Below are 22,223 nucleotides of genomic sequence, written 5' to 3'. Positions count from 1 at the left end.
AATAATAAGTTTTTGAAAATGGAATTTTTTTGTAAATTTGCATCTGAAAAATGAATAGGAAAAAATATTGAGGGATTTTTTTAAAAAAATATCAAAAAATATTTTGGTATTGAAAAAATTGCTATATTTGCACACCTAAAAATTGAATTGTAAATAATTAAATATTAAAGTCATGGCAAAGGAAACGTTTAATCGTAACAAACCACACTTGAACATTGGTACTATTGGTCACGTTGACCATGGTAAAACTACTTTAACTGCTGCGATCAGTAAAGTATTATCTGATAAAGGTCTTGCTGAGAAAAGAGATTTCTCTGCGATTGACTCTGCACCAGAAGAAAAAGAAAGAGGTATTACTATTAATACTTCACACATCGAATACGAAACTGAAAACCGTCACTACGCTCACGTAGACTGTCCAGGTCACGCCGATTATGTTAAGAACATGGTAACTGGTGCTGCTCAAATGGATGGTGCTATCTTGGTGTGTGCTGCAACAGATGGTCCTATGCCTCAAACAAGAGAGCATATCCTACTTTGTCGTCAGGTAAACGTTCCTAGAATCGTTGTATTCATGAACAAAGTTGACATGGTTGACGATGCTGAGCTTTTAGAGCTTGTTGAATTAGAATTAAGAGACTTATTGTCTTCTTACGAATATGATGGTGATAACTCTCCAGTTATCCAAGGTTCTGCTCTAGGTGCACTTAACGGTGAACCAAAATGGGTTGCAACTGTTGAAGAATTAATGGCTGCTGTTGATACTTGGATCGAGCAACCAGTAAGAGATCAAGATAAACCATTCTTGATGCCAATCGAAGATGTGTTCTCAATTACAGGTCGTGGTACTGTAGCTACAGGTAGAATTGAATCAGGTGTTATCAACACTGGTGATCCAGTTGATATCGTAGGTATGGGTGACGAAAAATTAACTTCTACAATTACAGGGGTTGAGATGTTCAGAAAAATCCTAGACAGAGGTGAAGCTGGTGATAACGTAGGTTTATTGTTGAGAGGTATTGAAAAAACTGACATCAAGAGAGGTATGGTAATCGCTAAGAAAGATTCAGTAACACCACACAAAAAATTCAAAGCAGAGGTTTATATCCTTTCTAAAGAAGAAGGTGGTCGTCACACGCCATTCCATAATAAATACCGTCCTCAGTTCTACGTAAGAACAACAGACGTTACAGGTGAGATCTTCTTGCCAGAAGGTGTAGAAATGGTAATGCCAGGTGATAACTTGACAATTACAGTAGAATTGTTACAACCAATCGCTCTTAACGTAGGTCTTAGATTTGCGATTAGAGAAGGTGGTAGAACAGTAGGTGCTGGGCAGGTAACTGAAATTATCGACTAATATCGAAAAATATATAAAAGTTCCGTAAGGAAGCTTACGGAACTTTTTAATCTACGGGCATCGTCCAATGGTAGGATACCGGTCTCCAAAACCGTTGATCAGGGTTCGAATCCTTGTGCCCGTGCTAATAAGAAAATTTTATGAGTTCACTAATCAGTTTTTTAAAAGGTTCTTACACAGAATTTAAAGATAAAGTTGAATGGCCAAAGTGGCCAGACTTGCAATCTTCTACGATTGTTGTTGCTATTGCAACAGTTATTTTATCTTTGTTTACATTCGGTGTTGACTCTTTGTTTAGTGTTACAATTAAGAATTTTGTGTCTTCTTTAATTAATATGTTTAACTAAATTTTCTGCAATGAGTGAGTTGAAATGGTACGTGCTAAAGGCGATCAGTGGGCAGGAAAACAAAGTTAAAAACTACATTGAAAACGAAATGAGACGCCTTAATATGGAGTCTTATGTGACGCAAGTAGTTATCCCTATGGAAAAAGTAATCCAGATAAGAAACGGTAAGAAAGTTCCGAAAGAAAGACCTTACTATCCTGGATATCTAATGGTGGAAGCTAATCTTATCGGTGAAGTTCCACACATTATTAAAAATATCCCAGGGGTTATATCGTTCTTAAGTTTGACAAAAGGCGGTGATCCAGTGCCAATGCGTAAATCTGAAGTTAACAGAATGCTAGGTAAAATGGATGAATTGTCAGAATTTGCTACAGATGTTGAAATTCCTTTTGTAGTTGGAGAAAGCGTAAAAGTTATTGATGGACCATTCAATGGTTTCAATGGAACAATAGAAAAAATTCTTGAAGACAAGAAAAAACTTGAAGTGTCAGTTATGATATTTGGTCGAAAAACACCAATGGAACTTAACTTCATGCAAGTTGAAAAAGTATAAGAAAATACTCTTTATAGTTAAACCACTTTTTTAGAGTGGTTTTTTTATGCTTTAGTTTTTAGTATTCGATTTAATAAAAACTAAAGTTCTATTTCATATTAATATAAGCTTGGTTTTAATACTTAAATATTTGATTGAGATTAAACCCATGTAAAATAGGTGTTTTTTAATTAACAGTAAAAACTTATTGATTTTTAATAGGTTGTTATTTGTAGATTCAAAAATATTTTATAATTTTGCAAACCAAAATACCATCTTGTTATGTGAGATGATAGGTGGTATGAATAAATAATGCTTCCAAATTCATTAATTATTCAACAAAAAAAACAAATTTAAAATGGCTAAAAAAGTCTTTAAAATGGTTAAACTTCAGGTGAAAGGTGGCGCTGCTAACCCTTCTCCACCAGTAGGTCCAGCTTTGGGTTCTGCAGGGGTGAACATCATGGAGTTTTGTAAACAATTTAACGGAAGAACGCAGGACAAGCCAGGACAAGTTTTACCAGTTGTGATTACAGTTTACGAAGACAAATCTTTCGAATTCGTAATCAAAACACCTCCAGCAGCTATTCAGTTGATGGAAGCATCTAAGGTAAAAAAGGGTTCTGGAGAACCAAACAGAAACAAAGTAGGATCTGTATCTTGGGATCAAGTTAAAAAAATCGCTGAAGATAAAATGGCAGACCTTAACTGCTTTACTATGGATTCAGCTTTAAGTATGGTTGCAGGTACTGCAAGATCTATGGGATTGAAAGTAACAGGAACTAAACCAACAAACGCGTAAGAATTATGGCAACATTAACAAAAAAGCAAAAAGAAGCTTTAGCAAAAGTAGAAAAGAATAAAATTTATTCTTTAGAAGAAGGTTCTGCTTTAGTAAAAGAAGTAAACACTGCAAAGTTTGATGCTTCTGTAGATATCGCTGTAAGATTAGGCGTTGATCCAAGAAAAGCTAACCAAATGGTAAGAGGAGTTGTATCTCTTCCTCATGGTACAGGTAAGGATGTTAAAGTTCTTGCGCTTGTTACTCCAGATAAAGAAGCAGAAGCTAAAGAAGCTGGTGCAGACTACGTAGGTCTTGACGAGTATTTACAAAAGATAAAAGATGGTTGGACAGATGTTGACGTTATCGTTACGATGCCAGCAGTTATGGGTAAATTAGGTCCATTAGGACGTGTATTAGGACCAAGAGGCCTTATGCCAAACCCTAAATCTGGTACTGTTACTATGGAAGTTGGTAAAGCGGTTGCTGAAGTAAAAGCTGGTAAAATTGACTTCAAAGTTGATAAATATGGTATTATCCACGCTGCAATTGGTAAAGTGTCTTTCGATGCTGCTAAAATCAAAGAAAACGCACAGGAATTAATCCAAACTCTTATGAAGTTAAAGCCAACTGCGGCTAAAGGTACTTATGTTAAGTCTATCTACCTTTCTTCTACAATGAGTCCTGGTATTGCCATTGATACTAAATCTGTTAACTAAAATCTGAAAGACAATGACAAAAGAAGAAAAAGTATTAGTAATACAGGAAATTAAGGATTTGTTACAAGATGCAAAAGTAATTTACGTAGCAGATCTAGAAGGATTAAATGCTGGTCAGGCTTCAGATTTCAGAAGACAGGCTTTCAAGCAAAATATCAAAGTAAAAGTTGTTAAAAATACACTTTTACAAAAAGCTATGGAGCAGATTGAAGGAGTAGATTATTCTGAAATGTTCCCAACTTTTGTTGGTAACTCAGTAGTAATGATCTCTGAGACGGCTAACGCTCCTGCAAAATTAATTCAAGGATTCAGAAAAAAAGCTGAAAAACCAGCTCTTAAATCTGCATTCCTACAAGAAACAATCTATGTTGGTGATAACAACCTAGATGCTCTTGCTAACATCAAGTCTAAGGAGGAGATGATCGGAGAAATCATTGGATTACTTCAATCTCCAATCCAAAGATTGGTTTCTGCATTACAAAACAAAGCAGAAGCTGCTACAGAAGAAGCGGCTCCTGCAGTAGAAGAAGTAAAAGCGGAAGAAGCTCCAGCTACTGAAACGCCAGAAGCTAGCGCAGAATAATTAAACTCAAAACAATCAATAAAGTTCAACAAAAAAAACATTAATACAATGTCAGATTTAAAAAATTTAGCGGAAACGCTTGTTAACCTTACAGTAAAAGACGTAAACGAATTAGCAACTATCCTTAAAGATGAGTACGGTATCGAGCCTGCTGCTGCTGCAGTTGTTGTAGCTGCTGGTGGTGCTGGTGATGCTGCAGAAGAAAAAACTGAATTCGACGTAATCTTGAAATCAGCTGGTGCTTCTAAATTAGCAGTTGTTAAATTAGTAAAAGATTTAACTGGGGCTGGTCTTAAAGAAGCTAAAGACATCGTAGATGGTGCTCCTTCTCCAATCAAAGAAGGTGTTTCTAAAGACGAAGCTGAAGCTCTTAAGAAGCAACTTGAAGAAGCTGGTGCTGAAGTAGAATTGAAATAATTCTGGTTTACACTAAATAATATGAATCCCGAGCTTTTGGTCGGGATTTTTTTTGTGCATTTTTCCGATAACATTTCTTTATCTTCGCATTTCTTTAGATTTCAAAATGACAAAACAGCAATACATTCATCAACTTTCACAGATTTCAGAAAAAAATATTCAGTCCACTTTGCAATTGCTTTCCGAGGATTGTACCATTCCATTTATTGCGCGATATCGTAAGGATAAAACAGGAAATTTGGATGAAGTTCAAATTGAGCAAATTGCTAAAACCTCAAAGCAGTTTGATGAATTGGTCAAAAGAAAAGAAAGTATTTTAAAATCTATTGAAGAGCAAAACGCTTTAAGTCTAGATTTGAAAGAAAAAATTGAAAACTCTTTTGATTTGCAGTATTTGGAAGATTTGTATTTGCCTTTCAAGAAAAAGAAAAGTACCAAAGCTGATGTGGCTAGAAAAAAAGGCTTAGAACCTTTGGCGAAGATCATTATGGCTCAAAACGCCAACGATATTGAATCTATTGCTTCAAAATATATTAATTCTGAAATTTTCTCTGAAGAAGAAGCTTTGCAAGGCGCTCGAGATATTATTGCAGAATGGTTGAACGAGCATTTGTACATCAGGAAACAGCTTCGAAATCTTTTCCAACGCAAATCTGTGATTACTTCAAAAGTGCTGAAAGCAAAAAAAGAAGAGGAGTCGGCACAAAAATTCAATCAGTATTTTGATTGGGAAGAAAGTTTGTTCAAAATTCCTTCTCACCGTTTGTTAGCGATGTTAAGAGCGGAAACAGAAGGGTTTGTAAAAGTGAAAATTGAAATCGATAAAGAGGAAGCTCAAAATATTATCGAAAAATCTGTTATAAAATCAAAAAACGAGTGTTCTGAGCAAATTCAAGTTGCTGCCAAAGATTCATTCAAAAGACTTTTAGAACCAGCATTGTCTAATGAAGTTCTGCAGGAGGCTAAACTAAAAGCCGACATTAAAGCCATTGATGTTTTTTCTGAAAATCTTAAACAGCTTCTTTTAGCTTCTCCACTTGGTGAAAAACGAATTTTAGCTATCGATCCAGGTTTTAAAACGGGTTGTAAAGTGGTTTGTTTGGATGAAAAAGGAGATTTGTTGCACAATGAAAATATTTATCCTCACGCTCCGCAAAACGAGTCTGGAATAGCGATGAAGAAAATCCGTTCCATGGTAAATGCTTATAATATTGAAGCGATTTCTATCGGCAACGGAACGGCTTCCCGCGAAACAGAATTTTTCATCAAGAAAATAGCTTTTGATAAATCGATTCAGGTTTTTGTGGTTTCTGAAGCGGGGGCATCGGTGTATTCTGCGTCTAAAATTGCTCGTGATGAGTTCCCAAATTACGATGTTACGGTTCGTGGTGCGGTTTCTATTGGAAGAAGGCTGTCGGATCCTTTGGCGGAATTGGTGAAAATTGATGCTAAATCTATTGGAGTAGGGCAATATCAGCATGATGTGGATCAAAGTTTATTGAAAGAAGAATTGGATTCTACCGTTGCGAAATGCGTGAATTCTGTTGGGGTAAACTTAAATACGGCAAGTAAATCACTGTTAAGTTATGTTTCTGGAATTGGTGAAAAAATGGCTGAAAACATCGTGAATTTCAGAAGCGAAAATGGAGCGTTTACATCAAGGAAAGATTTGAAAAAAGTTCCTCGTTTAGGAGAAAAAGCCTTTCAGCAAGCGGCTGGTTTTTTAAGAATTCGTGATGCTAAAAATCCTTTGGATAATTCTTCGGTTCATCCTGAAGCCTATTCTGTTGTGGAAAAAATGGCTAAAGATTTAAAAATTCCTTTGGAAGATTTAATTTCCAATAAAGACAAAATTGCTCAAATTCAACCCGAAAAATATATTTCCGAAAATGTGGGCGTTTTGGTGATTCAGGATATTTTAAAAGAATTAGAAAAACCAGGTTTAGACCCTAGAAAAGCAGCAAAAGTTTTTGAATTTGATAGCAATATCCGAAAATTAAGCGATGTGAAAATCGGAATGGTTCTTCCTGGAATTGTCAATAATATCACGGCTTTCGGATGTTTCGTAGATATCGGGATTAAAGAAAGTGGACTGGTTCATATTTCTCAACTCAAAGAAGGCTTTGTTTCGGATGTGAATGAAGTGGTGAAGTTGCATCAACACGTTCAGGTAAAAGTGGTAGAAATAGATGAACAACGAAAAAGAATTCAGCTGAGCATGATTTTATAATATTTTAAGAGTTATTTAAAACATTAATGTTTATTGTTTATATAATGTCTTTGGATGTTTCATTATTAAAAGTATATTTGAATGATTTTTTATTTCGTCTCATATATAATAAAAAGTTAAATCTATTAAGTCCTTGCAATTCAATTCAAAAAGATGTATCTTTGCACCTCATTTTGGGCTTAAAAAATAAATTTATTTAGTGACAATTTTTTGTAAAACTCTTGTGTCTTCGGCTACAAGGGATTTTGTCGTTTTTATAAGTTTTTATTTAGTTCCCAAAATTTAATTAGAAAAGAATATTTTGCATTACGCTGTGAAAAGATATACCAGCGTTGCTTAAGGATTTGAAATTAGAAATTAGAAATTAGAAATGAGACCAATTCTGATAGCCCAAAATCATGAGTCTTTTTCTTTTTCTTCTTGTTCTTAACTTCTCATTTCCAATATTTTTGAGATAAACAAAATATTTTTTAACCACTTTTTCTTGTAATTTTATGAGTAAAACACAGGCAAATTCAAAAATTAAAGGGACCGAAAGAATCAACTTTTCTTCAGCGAAAGGTAAGATTGTTACGCCTGACTTTTTGGATATCCAAATCCAGTCTTTCAAGGATTTTTTCCAGCTAGACACGCTTCCTGAACAACGTCTTAATGAATCACTTTATGGTACGTTCCAGGAAAATTTCCCAATTACAGACTCTAGAAACCAATTCGTTTTAGAGTTCTTAGACTATTTAGTGGATTCTCCACGTTATTCTATCGACGAGTGCGTTGAGAGAGGTTTGACGTATAGCGTTCCATTAAAAGCTAGATTGAAATTATATTGTACAGATCCAGAACACGAGGATTTCCAAACGGTTGTGCAAGACGTTTATCTTGGACCGGTACCTTATATGACGCCTTCAGGGTCTTTCATTATTAATGGTGCTGAGCGTGTTATTGTAACGCAATTGCACAGATCTCCAGGTGTATTCTTTGGTCAAACTTATCACGCGAACGGTACGAAGTTGTATTATTCAAGAATTATCCCTTTCAAAGGATCTTGGATGGAGTTTACAACCGATATCAACAGCGTAATGTATGCGTATATCGACCGTAAGAAAAAGTTACCTTTAACAACTTTACTAAGAGCTATTGGTTACGAATCTGATAAAGAAATTCTTCAGATTTTTGATTTGGCAGAAGAGGTTAAAGTTAACAAAGCAAACCTTAAAAAAGTACAAGGTAGAACTTTGGCAGCGAGAGTTTTGAACACTTGGTTCGAGGATTTCGTAGACGAAGATACAGGTGAGGTTGTTTCTATCGAAAGAAATGAAATTATCTTAGACCGTGAGACTGTTCTAGAAAAAGAACATCTTGATATTATTTTGGAATCTGGCGTTAAGACTATCTTAATCCACAACGAAAATTCTAACGAATTCTCAATCATCCAGAATACATTACAAAAAGACCCAACTAACTCAGAGAAAGAAGCGGTTGAATATATCTACCGTCAACTTCGTAATGCAGATGCACCAGATGAGGAAACAGCAAGAGGAATTATTGAAAAATTATTCTTCTCAGAGCAACGTTATTCTCTAGGTGAAGTTGGTCGTTACAGATTGAACAAAAAATTAGGTCTTAACATCGCCGAAGATATTCAGGTTTTAACAAAAGAAGATATTATCTCTATCGTTAAACACTTGATCGAGTTGGTTAACTCTAAAGCTGAAGTTGATGATATTGACCACTTATCTAACAGAAGAATTAAAACTGTTGGTGAGCAATTGTCAGGACAATTCGGTGTTGGTCTTTCAAGAATTGCAAGAACAATTAAAGAAAGAATGAACGTTCGTGATAACGAAATTTTTACACCGCTAGATCTTGTTAATGCTAAAACATTGACATCAGTTATCAATTCATTCTTTGGTACCAACCAGCTTTCTCAGTTCATGGACCAAACCAACCCACTTTCAGAAATTACGCACAAGCGTAGACTTTCTGCATTAGGGCCTGGTGGTTTATCAAGAGAAAGAGCCGGTTTCGAGGTTCGTGACGTTCACCATACGCACTATGGTCGTATTTGTCCTATCGAAACGCCAGAAGGACCAAACATTGGTTTGATCTCTTCATTAGGGATCTATGCGAAAATTAACCAATTAGGTTTCATAGAAACCCCTTACCGTAAAGTAGAAAACGGAAAAGTGGATCTTGATAGCGCTCCAATTTATCTTAATGCTGAAGATGAAGAAGATAAAGTAATTGCGCAGGCTAACGTAGATATGAAGGATGATGGTGCTATCGCTACAGAAAGAGTTATTGCTCGTCTAGATGGTGACTATCCAGTTGTTGAGCCTCAGCAAGTTGATCTAATCGATGTGGCACCTAACCAGATTTCTGGTATTTCGGCTTCGTTAATTCCATTCTTGGAACATGATGATGCGAACCGTGCGCTGATGGGATCTAACATGATGCGTCAGGCTGTTCCACTTCTTAGAGCCCAAGCACCAATCGTGGGTACAGGTCTAGAGAAGCAAGTTGCTAGAGATTCTAGAATCTTAATCAATGCGGAAGGTACAGGTACTGTGGAGTATGTTGATGCTAACAAGATTACAATTAAATATGACAGAAACGAAGATCAAGATTTGGTATCTTTCGATTCTGGAACGAAATCATATAAATTAACTAAGTTTAGAAAAACCAACCAGAGTACAACCATTACTTTGAAGCCAATCGTAAGAGTCGGTGACGTCGTAGAGAAAGGTCAAGTTCTTTGTGAAGGCTACGCAACTGAAAATGGTGAATTAGCACTTGGTAGAAACTTGGTAGTTGCCTTCATGCCTTGGAAAGGTTACAACTTCGAGGATGCCATTGTGATTAATGAGAAAGTAGTTCGTGAGGACTGGTTTACGTCAATCCACGTTGATGAATATTCTCTTGAGGTTCGTGATACCAAATTAGGTATGGAAGAACTGACAGCAGATATCCCTAACGTTTCTGAAGAGGCTACTAAAGACCTTGACGAAAACGGTATGATCCGTATTGGTGCAGAAGTTAAGCCTGGTGACATTTTGATCGGTAAGATTACACCAAAAGGTGAGTCGGATCCTACACCAGAAGAAAAACTGCTTCGTGCCATCTTCGGTGATAAAGCGGGGGATGTTAAAGATGCTTCTCTTAAAGCAGATTCTTCTCTTAGAGGAGTTGTTATCAACAAGAAGTTGTTCGCTAGAAACATCAAAGACAAAAAGAAAAGATCTGAAGAGAAAATTAAACTTGAAGAAATCGAAAATACTTACAAAGCGAAATTCGATGATTTAAGAAATACATTAATCGAAAAACTTAACATTTTAGTATCAGGAAAAACATCTCAAGGTGTTAAAAATGACCTAGAAGAAGAAGTCATCGGTAAAGGTGTTAAATTCACTCAGAAGCTTTTAACAAGTGTTGAGGATTATGTTAACATTAGCGGTTCGGACTGGACGGTTGATGCTGACAAAAACGAATTAATCAAACAATTAATTCACAACTATAAAATTAAATTCAACGATATCCAAGGTGTGAAAAACAGAGAAAAATTCGCACTTTCTATCGGAGACGAGCTTCCTGCAGGTATCATGAAGTTGGCTAAAGTTTACATCGCTAAAAAGCGTAAACTTAATGTTGGTGATAAGATGGCAGGACGTCACGGTAACAAAGGTATCGTATCTAGAATCGTTCGTGAAGAAGATATGCCGTTCTTAGAAGACGGAACGCCAGTAGATATCGTATTGAATCCACTTGGGGTACCTTCTCGTATGAACATCGGACAAATCTATGAAACTGTATTAGGTTGGGCCGGTCAAAAGTTAGGATTGAAATTCGCGACGCCTATCTTCGATGGTGCAGAGCTTGATCAGATTACCGAGTACACAGAAAAAGCAGGACTTCCAGCTTATGGTAATACTTACCTATATGATGGTGGCACAGGAGATAGATTTACACAACCTGCAACAGTTGGGGTAATCTATATGTTGAAGCTGGGACACATGGTTGATGACAAGATGCACGCACGTTCTATCGGACCATACTCACTAATTACGCAACAGCCATTAGGAGGTAAAGCGCAATTCGGTGGTCAGCGTTTCGGAGAGATGGAGGTTTGGGCATTAGAAGCATTCGGTGCATCTAATATCCTTAGAGAAATCTTGACAGTTAAGTCGGATGACGTGATTGGTAGAGCGAAAACGTATGAAGCAATCGCGAAAGGAGAAGCAATGCCAGAACCAGGTATTCCGGAATCTTTCAACGTATTACTTCACGAATTGCAAGGTCTTGGATTAGACGTAAGACTTGAGGAATAAGTTCCATTTGAAATTAATTTATTTGAAATTTGAAATTCTGCTTGCAGATTTCAAACTAAAAATTCAAACCAAAAATTTATGAGGTATTAATCTCAAATTTCAAATGTCAAATCTCAAATTTAAAAACAATGTCAAATAAAAATAAATCAAGTAGATTTAATAAAATCACCATCGGTTTAGCTTCACCAGAATCTATTCTACAAGAATCGAGAGGAGAAGTTCTAAAACCGGAAACTATTAACTACAGAACACATAAGCCAGAAAGAGATGGTTTGTTTTGTGAAAAAATCTTTGGTCCAGTAAAAGACTACGAATGTGCTTGTGGAAAATACAAACGTATCCGTTATAAAGGTATCGTTTGTGACCGTTGTGGAGTAGAAGTTACTGAGAAAAAAGTAAGACGTGAGCGTATCGGACATATCGGATTAGTTGTTCCAGTAGCTCATATTTGGTATTTCCGTTCTTTACCGAACAAAATAGGTTATTTATTAGGTATTCCGTCTAAGAAATTAGATATGATTATCTATTATGAAAGATATGTTGTTATTCAACAAGGTATTGCGAAGAAAGCAGACGGTTCAGACTTCGACGACAAAGAATTCCTAACAGAAGAAGAATATCTAGATGTTTTGGAAACACTTCCAATCGAGAACCAATATCTTGACGATTCTGACCCTAACAAATTTGTTGCTAAAATGGGTGCAGAAGCGGTTGAAGAATTGTTGAAAAGAATCGATCTTGACGCATTGTCTTTCGATCTTCGTCACAAAGCGCACAACGAAGGTTCAAAACAAAGAAGAACCGAAGCTCTTAAAAGATTAAATGTTGTTGAAGCTCTTAGAGGTGCTAATACAAGAATGATCAACCGTCCAGAGTGGATGGTAATGCGTGTACTTCCAGTTATACCACCAGAACTAAGACCATTAGTTCCGTTGGATGGAGGACGTTTTGCAACTTCAGATTTGAATGACCTTTACCGTCGTGTAATCATCAGAAACAACCGTCTTAAGAGATTATTGGAGATTAAAGCTCCTGAAGTAATCTTGAGAAACGAAAAGCGTATGCTTCAAGAATCTGTAGATTCATTATTCGATAACACAAGAAAATCTTCTGCTGTTAAATCGGAATCTAACAGACCATTGAAATCTCTTTCAGATTCATTGAAAGGTAAACAAGGTCGTTTCCGTCAAAACTTATTAGGTAAGCGTGTTGACTACTCAGCTCGTTCGGTAATTGTTGTAGGTCCAAGCCTTCAGTTACACGAGTGTGGTCTTCCAAAAGATATGGCAGCAGAACTTTACAAACCATTTATTATTAGAAAACTAATTGAAAGAGGTATTGTAAAAACTGTAAAATCTGCTAAAAGAATCATCGATAGAAAAGAGCCTGTAGTGTATGATATCCTAGAAAACGTGATGAAAGGTCACCCAGTTCTTTTGAACAGAGCACCTACGCTTCACCGTTTGGGTATCCAAGCTTTCCAGCCTAAGATGATCGAAGGTAAAGCAATCCAACTTCACCCATTGGTAACAACGGCATTCAACGCCGATTTCGATGGTGACCAGATGGCGGTACACTTACCTTTAGGTCCAGAAGCAATTTTGGAAGCTCAGTTATTGATGCTAGGTTCTCAAAACATCCTAAACCCTGCGAATGGTTCTCCAATTACGGTACCTTCTCAGGACATGGTTTTGGGTCTTTACTTCATGACAAAACAATTAGACTCTACAGATACCATGAAAGTAAAAGGCGAAGGTCTTGCTTTCTATTCTCCAGAAGAAGTAGAAATCGCTTATGCAGAAGGACAAGTTTCTCTTAATGCTAAAGTAAGATGTCGTCTTCCTATTAAAGAAAATGGAGAATTGGTTACAAAACTTATCCCGACAACAGTAGGTAGAGTTTTGTTCAATCAAATTGTTCCTAAAGAAGTTGGTTATATCGATGAATTGTTGACTAAGAAATCTCTTAGAAATGTTATTGGTAGAATCCTTGCAGATACAGATTTCCCGACGACGGTTAAGTTCTTGGATGATATGAAAGACTTAGGTTATTCAAACGCATTCAAAGGAGGTCTTTCGTTCTCATTAGGGGATATCGTAGTTCCTGAAGAGAAGAAAACAATGATTGCTACGGCTATCGAATCTGTTGACGAAATTAAGGCTAACTATAACATGGGTCTTATTACCGATACAGAACGTTATAACCAAGTTATTGACGTTTGGACAAATACCAATGCGTCTTTAACAGAAATGATTATGAGCAGAATGAAAACCGACCAAGGTGGTTTCAACTCTGTATATATGATGCTTGATTCTGGTGCAAGGGGTTCTAAAGAACAGATTCGTCAGCTATCAGGGATGAGAGGTTTGATGGCAAAACCACAAAAAGCAGGTTCTGTTGGTGCAGAGATTATTGAAAACCCAATTATCGCGAACTTTAAAGAAGGCCTTTCGATTTTGGAATACTTTATCTCTACCCACGGTGCTCGTAAAGGTCTTGCGGATACCGCTCTTAAAACGGCCGATGCGGGTTACTTAACTCGTCGTTTGGTAGACGTTGCACAAGATGTTATCGTAACAGAAGAAGATTGTGGAACACTTAGAGGTACAGAAGTTACACCACTTAAGAAAAATGATGAAGTTGTTGAAAAGATTTCTGAAAGAATTTTAGGTAGAGTATCTCTTCATGATATTTATGATCCAGAGACTGATGAAGTTATCGCAGAAGCTGGTGAGTTGATTAACGAAGCATTAGCAAAAGCTATCGAAACTGCTGGTATTGAGTCTGTAGAAGTACGTTCTCCATTGACTTGTGAAGCCAAAAAAGGTATCTGTGCTAAATGTTACGGTAGAAACTTAGCAACAGGTAAGATGATTCACATGGGTGAAGCTGTTGGTGTTATTGCGGCGCAATCTATTGGTGAGCCTGGTACACAGTTAACCCTAAGAACTTTCCACCAAGGGGGGACTGCAGGTAACATTTCAGAGAATCCATCTATCGTAGCTAAGAGAGACGGTATTGTTGAAATGGACGAAGTTAGAACGATTCAATCGGAAGATGAAAACGGAAATATAGCAAACATCGTTGTATCACGTTCAACAGAATTCCGTTTGGTAATGGATAATGAAGCGCGTACGCCAATCATGGTAGCTAACATTCCTTACGGTTCATCTCTTGCAGTGAAACCAGGCGAGAAAGTTGCTAAAGGTACATTGATCGCTAAATGGGATCCATATAACGCCGTTATTATTGCAGAAACAGCAGGTAAGGTAGAATACGAAGATATTGTCCAAGGGGTTTCTTTCCAATTGGAAATCGATGAACAAACTGGTTTCGAAGAAAAAGTTATCTCTGAATCAAGAAACAAAAAAGCAGTACCAACGCTTAAAGTGGTAGACTCCAAAGGTGTTGAGCAAAAAGCATATAACCTTCCAGTAGGTGCTCACCTTATGGTTAACGATGGTGAAAAAATTAAGTCTGGTAAAGTCTTGGTTAAAATCCCAAGAAAATCTGCTAAAGCAGGGGATATCACAGGAGGTCTTCCAAGAGTTACCGAATTATTCGAAGCTCGTAATCCATCCAACCCAGCGGTTGTTACAGAAATCGATGGTGTAGTATCTTACGGTAAGATTAAGAGAGGTAACCGAGAATTGGTTGTAGAAGCCAAAACTGGTGAAATCAAGAAATACTTGGTGAAACTTTCTAATCAAATTTTGGTTCAGGAAAATGACTTCGTTACGGCAGGATCACCGTTGTCAGACGGATCTGTTACGCCAGACGATATCCTTCACATTAAAGGACCAACTGCGGTACAAGAATACTTAGTAAACGAGATCCAAGAAGTTTACCGTTTACAAGGTGTAAAAATCGATGACAAACACTTCGAGATTATCGTTCGTCAGATGATGACAAAAGTATCAATCGTAGATGGTGGAGATACACAGTTCCTAGAAGCTGCACTTGAGCACAAATACGACTTCTTAGAAGAAAACAACAGAGTATTTGGTCTTAAAGTAGTTGTTGATGCTGGAGATTCTAAAGACTTGAAACCAGGTCAGATGATTACAGCAAGAGAACTTCGTGACGAAAACTCTAAGTTGAAGCGTGAAGACCTAGCTCTAGTACAAGTTAGAGAAGCACTTCCTGCAACAGCAACTCCAGTATTACAAGGTATTACAAGAGCAGCCTTACAGACGAAATCCTTCATGTCTGCAGCATCCTTCCAGGAAACGACGAAGGTACTTAACGAGGCAGCTGTGTCAGGTAAAGTAGACTTCTTAGGCGGTCTGAAAGAAAACGTTATCGTTGGTCACAGAATCCCTGCTGGTACAGGTCTTAAAGAGTATCAAAATGTTATCGTAGGTTCTACCAAAGAATTCGAAGATATTAACTAAATTCACTATTTGAAATTTGAGATTCGAAATTATTTTCCTATTTTCACCATCTCAAATTTCAAATTTTAAAAACAAAATAATTAAAAATGGACAACAATCAAAACCAAGATCCTAACAACATCAACATCCAATTGAACGAAATGATCGCTGCAGGCGTATATTGTAACCTTGCACTAGTTAACCATTCGCCATCAGAGTTCGTTGTAGACTTCATTCAATTAATGCCAGGTGTACAACAAGCTAACGTAAGATCAAGAGTTATCCTTGCACCTCTTCACGCTAAGAGAGTATTGGCTGCTCTTCAACAAAACGTAGCTAACTACGAGCAACAATTTGGAGAAATCAAAGAAGTTGAGCCTTTCGTATTAGGAGGTAACAACGTACAAGCTTAAGATTTTTCTTAACATACGCAAAGTCCTGACTCTTAGTAGAGTCAGGACTTTTTTATTTTGGGCGTGCCGCTACGGAGACTTGTTAACGCGCTCACTTCGTTCGCGCGCAACGCGTCACCTTGCGTCGGTCTTCGCGCAGTCGCTGTTTTTTTGAGGTGTCAGCGGAGCTCCGCTCCGCTGACACCTCAAAAAAACGAGCTCCAACAATGCGCTTCCCCCTCACGCATATAGTAAGAGATTAATACAATCAAAAGAAAAAAGCCTCGCACACATGAAGCTTTTATAATTTTTTAATCTTTTATTTTAGACCTGAATTTTCGTTGATAATCATCCCATTGCTGACGCGTCTTTATATTTTTATAATTCTGCGAGGTAATCATAGAGAAATAAGGCTCAACATCTTTTGCAGACAAAGCGCCCATAAGGCTGGTAATTGGCGAAGATTGTTCATCCAAAAATATTAATGCGGGCACTTTAGAAATGTTCATATACTTTGCAAAAGGATGGAGGGTAGATTTCAGACTATCTTTCCATTCGAAGATACGACCATGGAAGTTGACTTTTTCTTTGCTATCTGTAAAAAATTTGACAGGATAAAAGTTTTCAGAAATAATTTTAGCAATAATAGGATTTTCAAAAGTTTGGTTTTCCATCTTTAGACAAGTATCACAATTGCTTTCTGTAAAAGAGATGAAGATTTTTTTCGGGACTTTTTTTTGAGCTTCTAAAGCTTCGCCAATTGTCATCCAATGTACTTGTGCAAAGGAAAAATTAGACATTAGTATAAAAAGTACTTGGAAAAAAATCTTCATCATCTGTATAGGTTTTATGAAGAAATAGAAAAATATTATTTCACTTCTTGCATTAATTTTTTAATAAGAGGAGATATCAAAATTAATACCACACCAGCAATTAACGCATAGACGCCCAATTGTTTGTAACCATCTGTATAAGTTAATAATGATTCTGCTGCATCTGCATTTTCTCTGGCTTCAGCCATATTTGCACCAATTAGTCCCGCAACATATTGTCCATAAGCAGATGCTAAAAACCACATTCCCATCATAATTCCTTGAAGTTTTGCAGGTGAAAGTTTGGTCATAATGGATAAACCAATGGGTGATAAGCAGAGCTCTCCAATGGTGATAACAAGCAAAGCTGTTGTGAAAATATCTAAAGACGACACGCCGTCTGTTGCAAAAAATCGTGTTGCAAACAAAACATAATAACCCAAGCCTAGAAAGATAAATCCTAAACCAAATTTAATAATCGTATTGGGTTCTAATTTTCGTTTTCCTAACCAAATCCATAACAATCCAAATAAAGGTGCTAAAAGAATAATGAAAAATGCGCCTCCAGAGTTATTGACGCCGTTGGGATCAACTGTTAATCCTAATAAAGAATCATTTAGATTCTTTGCGGCAAAGATGCTTAGTGAGCCTCCACTTTGTTCATAGATTCCCCAAAAAACAATCGAGAAAATAATGAATACCAAAGCAGCAATCAGTTTTTTACGTTCTGCAACCGAAACTTTTGACATCTCGTAGAATAAATAGACTAAAGTTGCTGGACCAATGATGTACATGAAATAATCGGTGTATTCTGTTTTAGAAACCATCACTTGGATTAACGGAATCAAAAGCAATGTGCCTGCATACACGGCGTATTCTGCCCATTTTGGAAGTGGTTTGGCTTTTACAATCGCTTCTGGATGTCCAGGCTGTAGGCCAATAGGTCCTAAAGATTTTTTAGTAAAATGAAAATTAATAAGACTTACCAACATCCCCACAGCTGCCAACCCGAATGCGACATTCCAACGATGTGCCTCATCAATAACCGAAGAAAGCATGTATCCTTTACCAATGGCAACACAAATGTAACCTCCTAAAAATGCTCCTAGATTAATCCCTGCATAAAACAGAGAGAATCCAGCATCGGTTCTGTTATCGCCTTCTTTGTAAAGCTCGCCGACCATGGTGGAAATATTAGGTTTGAAAAAGCCTGTTCCAATAATGATAAAGGCTAAACCGAAATAAAAGAAATCGTGCGGATCTGTTGCTAACAAGCCACTTCCGACAATCATTAATAATCCACCCCAGAAAAGTGATTTTCGGAAACCTAAAATTTTATCAGCGAAAAGTCCTCCAATAAAAGTAAAAGCATACACAAAAGCTTGTGTTGCGCCGTATTGTAAATTGGCTTCTTTTTCCTGAAAGTTAAGTTGATGAATCATGAAAAACACCAGCATTCCACGCATTCCGTAGAAGCAAAAACGTTCCCACATTTCAGAGAAAAATAAACTCCAAATTTGTTTGGGATACTTTCCTTTAAAATCTTGTATTTGTTCTAATGTGTACATAAAATAAGAAGCTGCTTCTACTAATGAAACAGCTTCGCTAATGTATAAAAAAACCTCCGAAAAGCGGAGGTTTTTTTATTTAATATTAGATTATCCTACTCCGTGCATCATCTTTTTAAGTTTTGGAGAAATCAAAGCCAAAATTACACCTGCTATACCACAAAGAATAACGAAAACCATAAAAAATTCGTACAAATTCGTGATTTCAAAACCTGCAAAGGAATGATTTTCTAACGGAATTTGATTCTTTGAAAGCAATTCTGCTTGTTGTGTGGTCAGTGTTACTTTTTTATCCAAAACATCTTGTAGATTGACTCCCAGTTCTTCAGCTTTTTTATGCTTATCTCCAGTTGCTGGTAGAATTGCTCCCAAAGTTCCTGCTAATGCATATCCAGCTGCGTTGGAAATAAAGAAAACCCCATATAGTAATGAAGCAAAACGCTTTGGAGAAAGTTTACCAACTAGAGAAAGTCCAATTGGAGAAAGACATAACTCACCAACAGTCTGTAAGAAATATAGAAGGATTAGCCATTTGATAGCAAGCAATCCACTATTCCCTAAATCTTTTACATTGTGAGCAATGATGAAATATGCTAAAGCCATAATCAAAAGACCAAAAGCTTGTTTTAGTGGTGAAGCTGGTTCTTTTCCGTTTGCTCTCAATTTATCCCAAATCATAGAAAAAGGAACAGCAAGCATAACCACGAAAATCCCATTAAAAATTTGTACCATTGAAGGGGGCATTTCCCATCCGAAAATATTTCTATCTGTTTGGTTATCTGCAATAAATGTCAATGAAGATCCAGCTTGCTCAAAAGCTGCCCAGAAGAAAATAATAAAGAATGAAACTATATAGATTACTAAAATACGTTGTGTTTCAATTTTAGTTAGTTTCTTATCCATTAAAATCAATAAAGCTAAAGAAATACCTGATGAATAAATTATTGGGTAGATAATTCCTTTTACCAAAGTTCCAATTTCAAAGTTACTAAAACCAAATTCTCCAACTGAGAAATATCTGAATGTGAAAAATAAAACTAAGAATAAAACTCCAATCCCAGTTAAAGAAGCAGTTGTAAATTTTGCTTGATCTTCATCAGTAATTTCCAATTTTGATTTTTTAGGAAGTCCTCCAATGGGATTTCCTTGCGGATCAACCACATATTTGTTCTTAAAGAACATAAAGATTAGTGTTCCCAATACCATAGCAATACCCGCAATAAGGTATCCCCATTTGAAAGCGTGAACATCTCTTTTTTCATCCACTACCACGTCGGCAATAAGGGGAACGAAATACTGACTTAATAATGCACCAATGTTAATTCCCATATAGAAAATGGTAAATGCTGAATCTAGTTTGGTTTTTTCTTCAGCAGGATATAAACTTCCTACCATTGACGAAATATTCGGTTTGAAGAATCCGTTACCAAATACTATTACTAATAAACCAAGCCAGAAAATCATTTTTGAAGATTCTAAGCTACTGTCAAAAGTAAGAGCACTGTAGAATAATAAAAATTGTCCAATAGCCATCAAACTTCCACCTAGAATAATGCAGTAACGATTTCCTAAATATTTATCTGCAATGAAACCACCTAAAAGTGGTGTTAAATAGCATAATGCTAAAAATCCACCGTAAATAATTGAAGCATTGGACTCGCCAAGCATTAAAGAATTTACCATAAATAAAGTAAGGATCGCTCGCATTCCATAGAAATTGAAACGTTCCCACATTTCCGTACTAAACAATACCCATAATCCTTTAGGATGCTTAGATTGAGGCTGAACTGTATTCATATTTTTTGTTAATGTTAATTTTTTGTTAAACAACAAATATACTTTTTTTTGAGGTTCACGCAAGTATTTTTCTTGTATTAAAGCAAAAAAGCCACATCCTAAGATGTAGCTTTTGTATAATTAACTCGAATAATATTATTTAATTCCGTGCATTAATTTTTTAATTAATGGATTCAAAAGCATTACCAATAAACCTGCTCCTACTGGAATTGCTGTGAACAAAAAGAAGAAATGGCTTAATGAATACTGGGCTTGGATTGTTTCTACTTGTCCACCCAAAACGGCAGCTAACTTTTGTGCAATGGCGATGGCTAAATACCAAATTCCAAACATAAATGCCAACATACGTGCGGGAACCAGTTTAGAAACATAAGATAATCCTACTGGTGAAATAAATAATTCTCCTAAAGTGTGGAATAAATAAGTTAGCACCAAGAAAATCATTGAGATTTTTACCCCTTCTGAAATGCCCATTGATCCTAATCCTAAAATTAAGAAACCAATAGCTACCAAAATAAGTCCAAAACCATATTTGAAGGCCGCAGAAGGATTGTATTTAGATTCCCAAAGTTTTGAAACGGTGGATGCTAAAGCGATAATAAAGAATGAGTTAAGCGTTGAGAACCAAGAAACCGTAATTTCTGAAGCTTCTTTAGAAAACTCATTTTTCAACATCCAAAGGGCTGCTCCCCAAATAAGAACAAAACAAAGAACAAGAATAACATTAGATAATGCAATTCTCTTCCAGGTGTTAGCCGCTAACTTCACCAATACCCAAGAAATAATAGCCAAAGGAACTATTGTAAATGCTGTATTTACCATATTGAAGATGGTTAAGCTAGAACCTGTTAAACTTCTATCAATATAATCTCTTGCTACTAAAACCAAAGAAGTGGCTCCTTGTTCAAAACTCATAAAGAAGAAAATAAGGAAGAATGCCAGTAAAACTACGGCAAACATTCTATCACGAACCACTTTATCGTAACGAAGAATACGCGAAACAATAAGATAAATAAAGATGATTAAAGCTAAAATAATCATGATATATTGTCCACGTAGGAAAGGCGTGTCCAAACTTGAGAACATATCAATAATTCCGTTTTTAGACAATGGATCGTTGAAGGCGTACAATAAACCAATTACCCCAACAATTCCGATTAGAATATAATCTAGCGTCGTAAAAGGATTTCTTTTGTCGGTGTCTTCTGTAGATTTTATTTCTTTGGTTTCTACAGTTTCTGGCTCTTCTTTGGATTTATCCAATACGCCTAAATTCCCCATTAAAGGTTTTGCAAAAGCGAATTGCAGCGTTCCCAACAACATGAAAATTCCAGCTAACCCGAATCCCCAATGCCATCCTTGCGTTTCTGCAATATATCCGCAAAGCATCATTCCGAAGAAGGCTCCAGCGTTTACACCCATATAGAAAATGGTGTAGGCACCGTCTTTCTTTTCGGGTAGATCTTTGTACATTTCCCCTAAAATAGAAGGCATATTAGGTTTGAAAAATCCAGTTCCTATTACCAAACACGCCAAACCAATAAAAAACATGGTAGGGGTGTCAAACGCCATGGAAGCATGTCCAATAGTCATAATTGTGGCGCCAATAATTACCGCCATTCTAGAACCAATATATTTATCAGCGATAATTCCCCCAAAAATTGGAGTTAAATAAAGCATCATGGCATAAGTTCCATAAAGAGCTCCTGCTTGTTCTGCGCTCCATGCCCAGCCAGATTTTGGATCACCTGCAATTACTGCTGCTGTTAAAAACTGAATTAAAAGTACACGCATTCCGTAGAAGGAAAAACGTTCCCACATTTCTGTGAAGAAAAGGACAAATAGACCTGATCTTTGTCCTAAAATTTCGGATTTATAAAAATCTTTCTGCGTTGCTTCCGTTGCCATTAATTTAAATTTTACATTTTTTTTGGAGCCGAAAGATAACAAAATTATTCAATTTGGAGGGGTAAATTTTGATGTTTAAAAC

At 36.5% G+C, this 22,223-nt stretch carries 15 protein-coding genes and 1 tRNA gene; 12 read left to right on the top strand and 4 right to left on the bottom strand.

Features of this window, described 5'->3' with window-relative positions:
- Positions 1-172 precede the first annotated feature (172 nt).
- From tuf to G6R40_RS07265, 12 genes are all read left to right on the top strand, one after another.
- Positions 173-1,360, top strand: coding sequence for an elongation factor Tu (tuf, locus tag G6R40_RS07320; RefSeq protein WP_165133595.1), 1,188 nt, complete (start codon positions 173-175; stop codon positions 1,358-1,360).
- A gap of 53 nt (positions 1,361-1,413) precedes the next feature.
- Positions 1,414-1,484, top strand: a tRNA-Trp gene (locus G6R40_RS07315).
- Between the two features lie 16 nt (positions 1,485-1,500).
- Positions 1,501-1,707: a preprotein translocase subunit SecE gene (gene secE / locus G6R40_RS07310; RefSeq protein ID WP_165133592.1), complete on the top strand. Its 207-nt coding sequence runs from the start codon at positions 1,501-1,503 to the stop codon at positions 1,705-1,707.
- A 10-nt stretch (positions 1,708-1,717) separates the two neighbouring features.
- A complete protein-coding gene (gene nusG / locus G6R40_RS07305) occupies positions 1,718-2,260 on the top strand; it encodes a transcription termination/antitermination protein NusG (RefSeq protein ID WP_165133589.1) in 543 nt (180 codons plus the stop codon).
- Between the two features lie 337 nt (positions 2,261-2,597).
- On the top strand, positions 2,598-3,041 hold the full coding sequence (rplK, locus tag G6R40_RS07300) for a 50S ribosomal protein L11 (protein WP_165133586.1): 444 nt from the start codon (positions 2,598-2,600) through the stop codon (positions 3,039-3,041).
- 5 nt (positions 3,042-3,046) lie between these two features.
- On the top strand, positions 3,047-3,739 hold the full coding sequence (rplA, locus tag G6R40_RS07295; protein ID WP_165133583.1) for a 50S ribosomal protein L1: 693 nt from the start codon (positions 3,047-3,049) through the stop codon (positions 3,737-3,739).
- Between the two features lie 13 nt (positions 3,740-3,752).
- A complete protein-coding gene (rplJ, locus tag G6R40_RS07290) occupies positions 3,753-4,322 on the top strand; it encodes a 50S ribosomal protein L10 (protein ID WP_165133580.1) in 570 nt (189 codons plus the stop codon).
- 48 nt (positions 4,323-4,370) lie between these two features.
- Positions 4,371-4,739 (top strand): 50S ribosomal protein L7/L12, encoded by a 369-nt coding sequence (rplL, locus tag G6R40_RS07285; protein WP_079667294.1) that lies wholly within the window; start codon positions 4,371-4,373, stop codon positions 4,737-4,739.
- Between the two features lie 106 nt (positions 4,740-4,845).
- Complete coding sequence (locus G6R40_RS07280) at positions 4,846-6,969, top strand: Tex family protein (protein WP_165133577.1); 2,124 nt, start codon at positions 4,846-4,848, stop codon at positions 6,967-6,969.
- A 494-nt stretch (positions 6,970-7,463) separates the two neighbouring features.
- Positions 7,464-11,291: a DNA-directed RNA polymerase subunit beta gene (rpoB, locus tag G6R40_RS07275; RefSeq protein WP_165133574.1), complete on the top strand. Its 3,828-nt coding sequence runs from the start codon at positions 7,464-7,466 to the stop codon at positions 11,289-11,291.
- A gap of 128 nt (positions 11,292-11,419) precedes the next feature.
- Positions 11,420-15,685: a DNA-directed RNA polymerase subunit beta' gene (gene rpoC / locus G6R40_RS07270; RefSeq protein WP_165133571.1), complete on the top strand. Its 4,266-nt coding sequence runs from the start codon at positions 11,420-11,422 to the stop codon at positions 15,683-15,685.
- Positions 15,686-15,771: 86 nt separating this feature from the next.
- Positions 15,772-16,077, top strand: a complete 306-nt coding sequence (locus G6R40_RS07265) for a DUF3467 domain-containing protein (RefSeq protein WP_165133568.1) — start codon at positions 15,772-15,774, stop codon at positions 16,075-16,077.
- Positions 16,078-16,367: 290 nt separating this feature from the next.
- Here the strand turns inward: G6R40_RS07265 and G6R40_RS07260 are convergent, their stop codons facing one another.
- The 4 genes from G6R40_RS07260 to G6R40_RS07245 form a co-directional block, all read right to left on the bottom strand.
- Entirely contained in the window at positions 16,368-16,892 is a 525-nt protein-coding gene (locus tag G6R40_RS07260) for a thioredoxin family protein (protein ID WP_165133565.1), read from the bottom strand.
- A 32-nt stretch (positions 16,893-16,924) separates the two neighbouring features.
- A complete protein-coding gene (locus tag G6R40_RS07255) occupies positions 16,925-18,436 on the bottom strand; it encodes a peptide MFS transporter (protein ID WP_165133562.1) in 1,512 nt (503 codons plus the stop codon).
- Between the two features lie 90 nt (positions 18,437-18,526).
- Positions 18,527-20,233: a peptide MFS transporter gene (locus G6R40_RS07250; protein WP_165133559.1), complete on the bottom strand. Its 1,707-nt coding sequence runs from the start codon at positions 20,231-20,233 to the stop codon at positions 18,527-18,529.
- A gap of 135 nt (positions 20,234-20,368) precedes the next feature.
- Entirely contained in the window at positions 20,369-22,141 is a 1,773-nt protein-coding gene (locus G6R40_RS07245; protein WP_165133556.1) for a peptide MFS transporter, read from the bottom strand.
- Between the last annotated feature and the right edge of the window lie 82 nt (positions 22,142-22,223).

The sequence above is a fragment of the Chryseobacterium sp. POL2 genome (genome assembly GCF_011058315.1).
In the GTDB taxonomy this organism is placed as follows: Bacteria; Bacteroidota; Bacteroidia; order Flavobacteriales; family Weeksellaceae; genus Soonwooa.
Note: the sequence above shows the minus strand (reverse complement) of the source record. Positions and strands in the feature narration are given on the sequence as shown.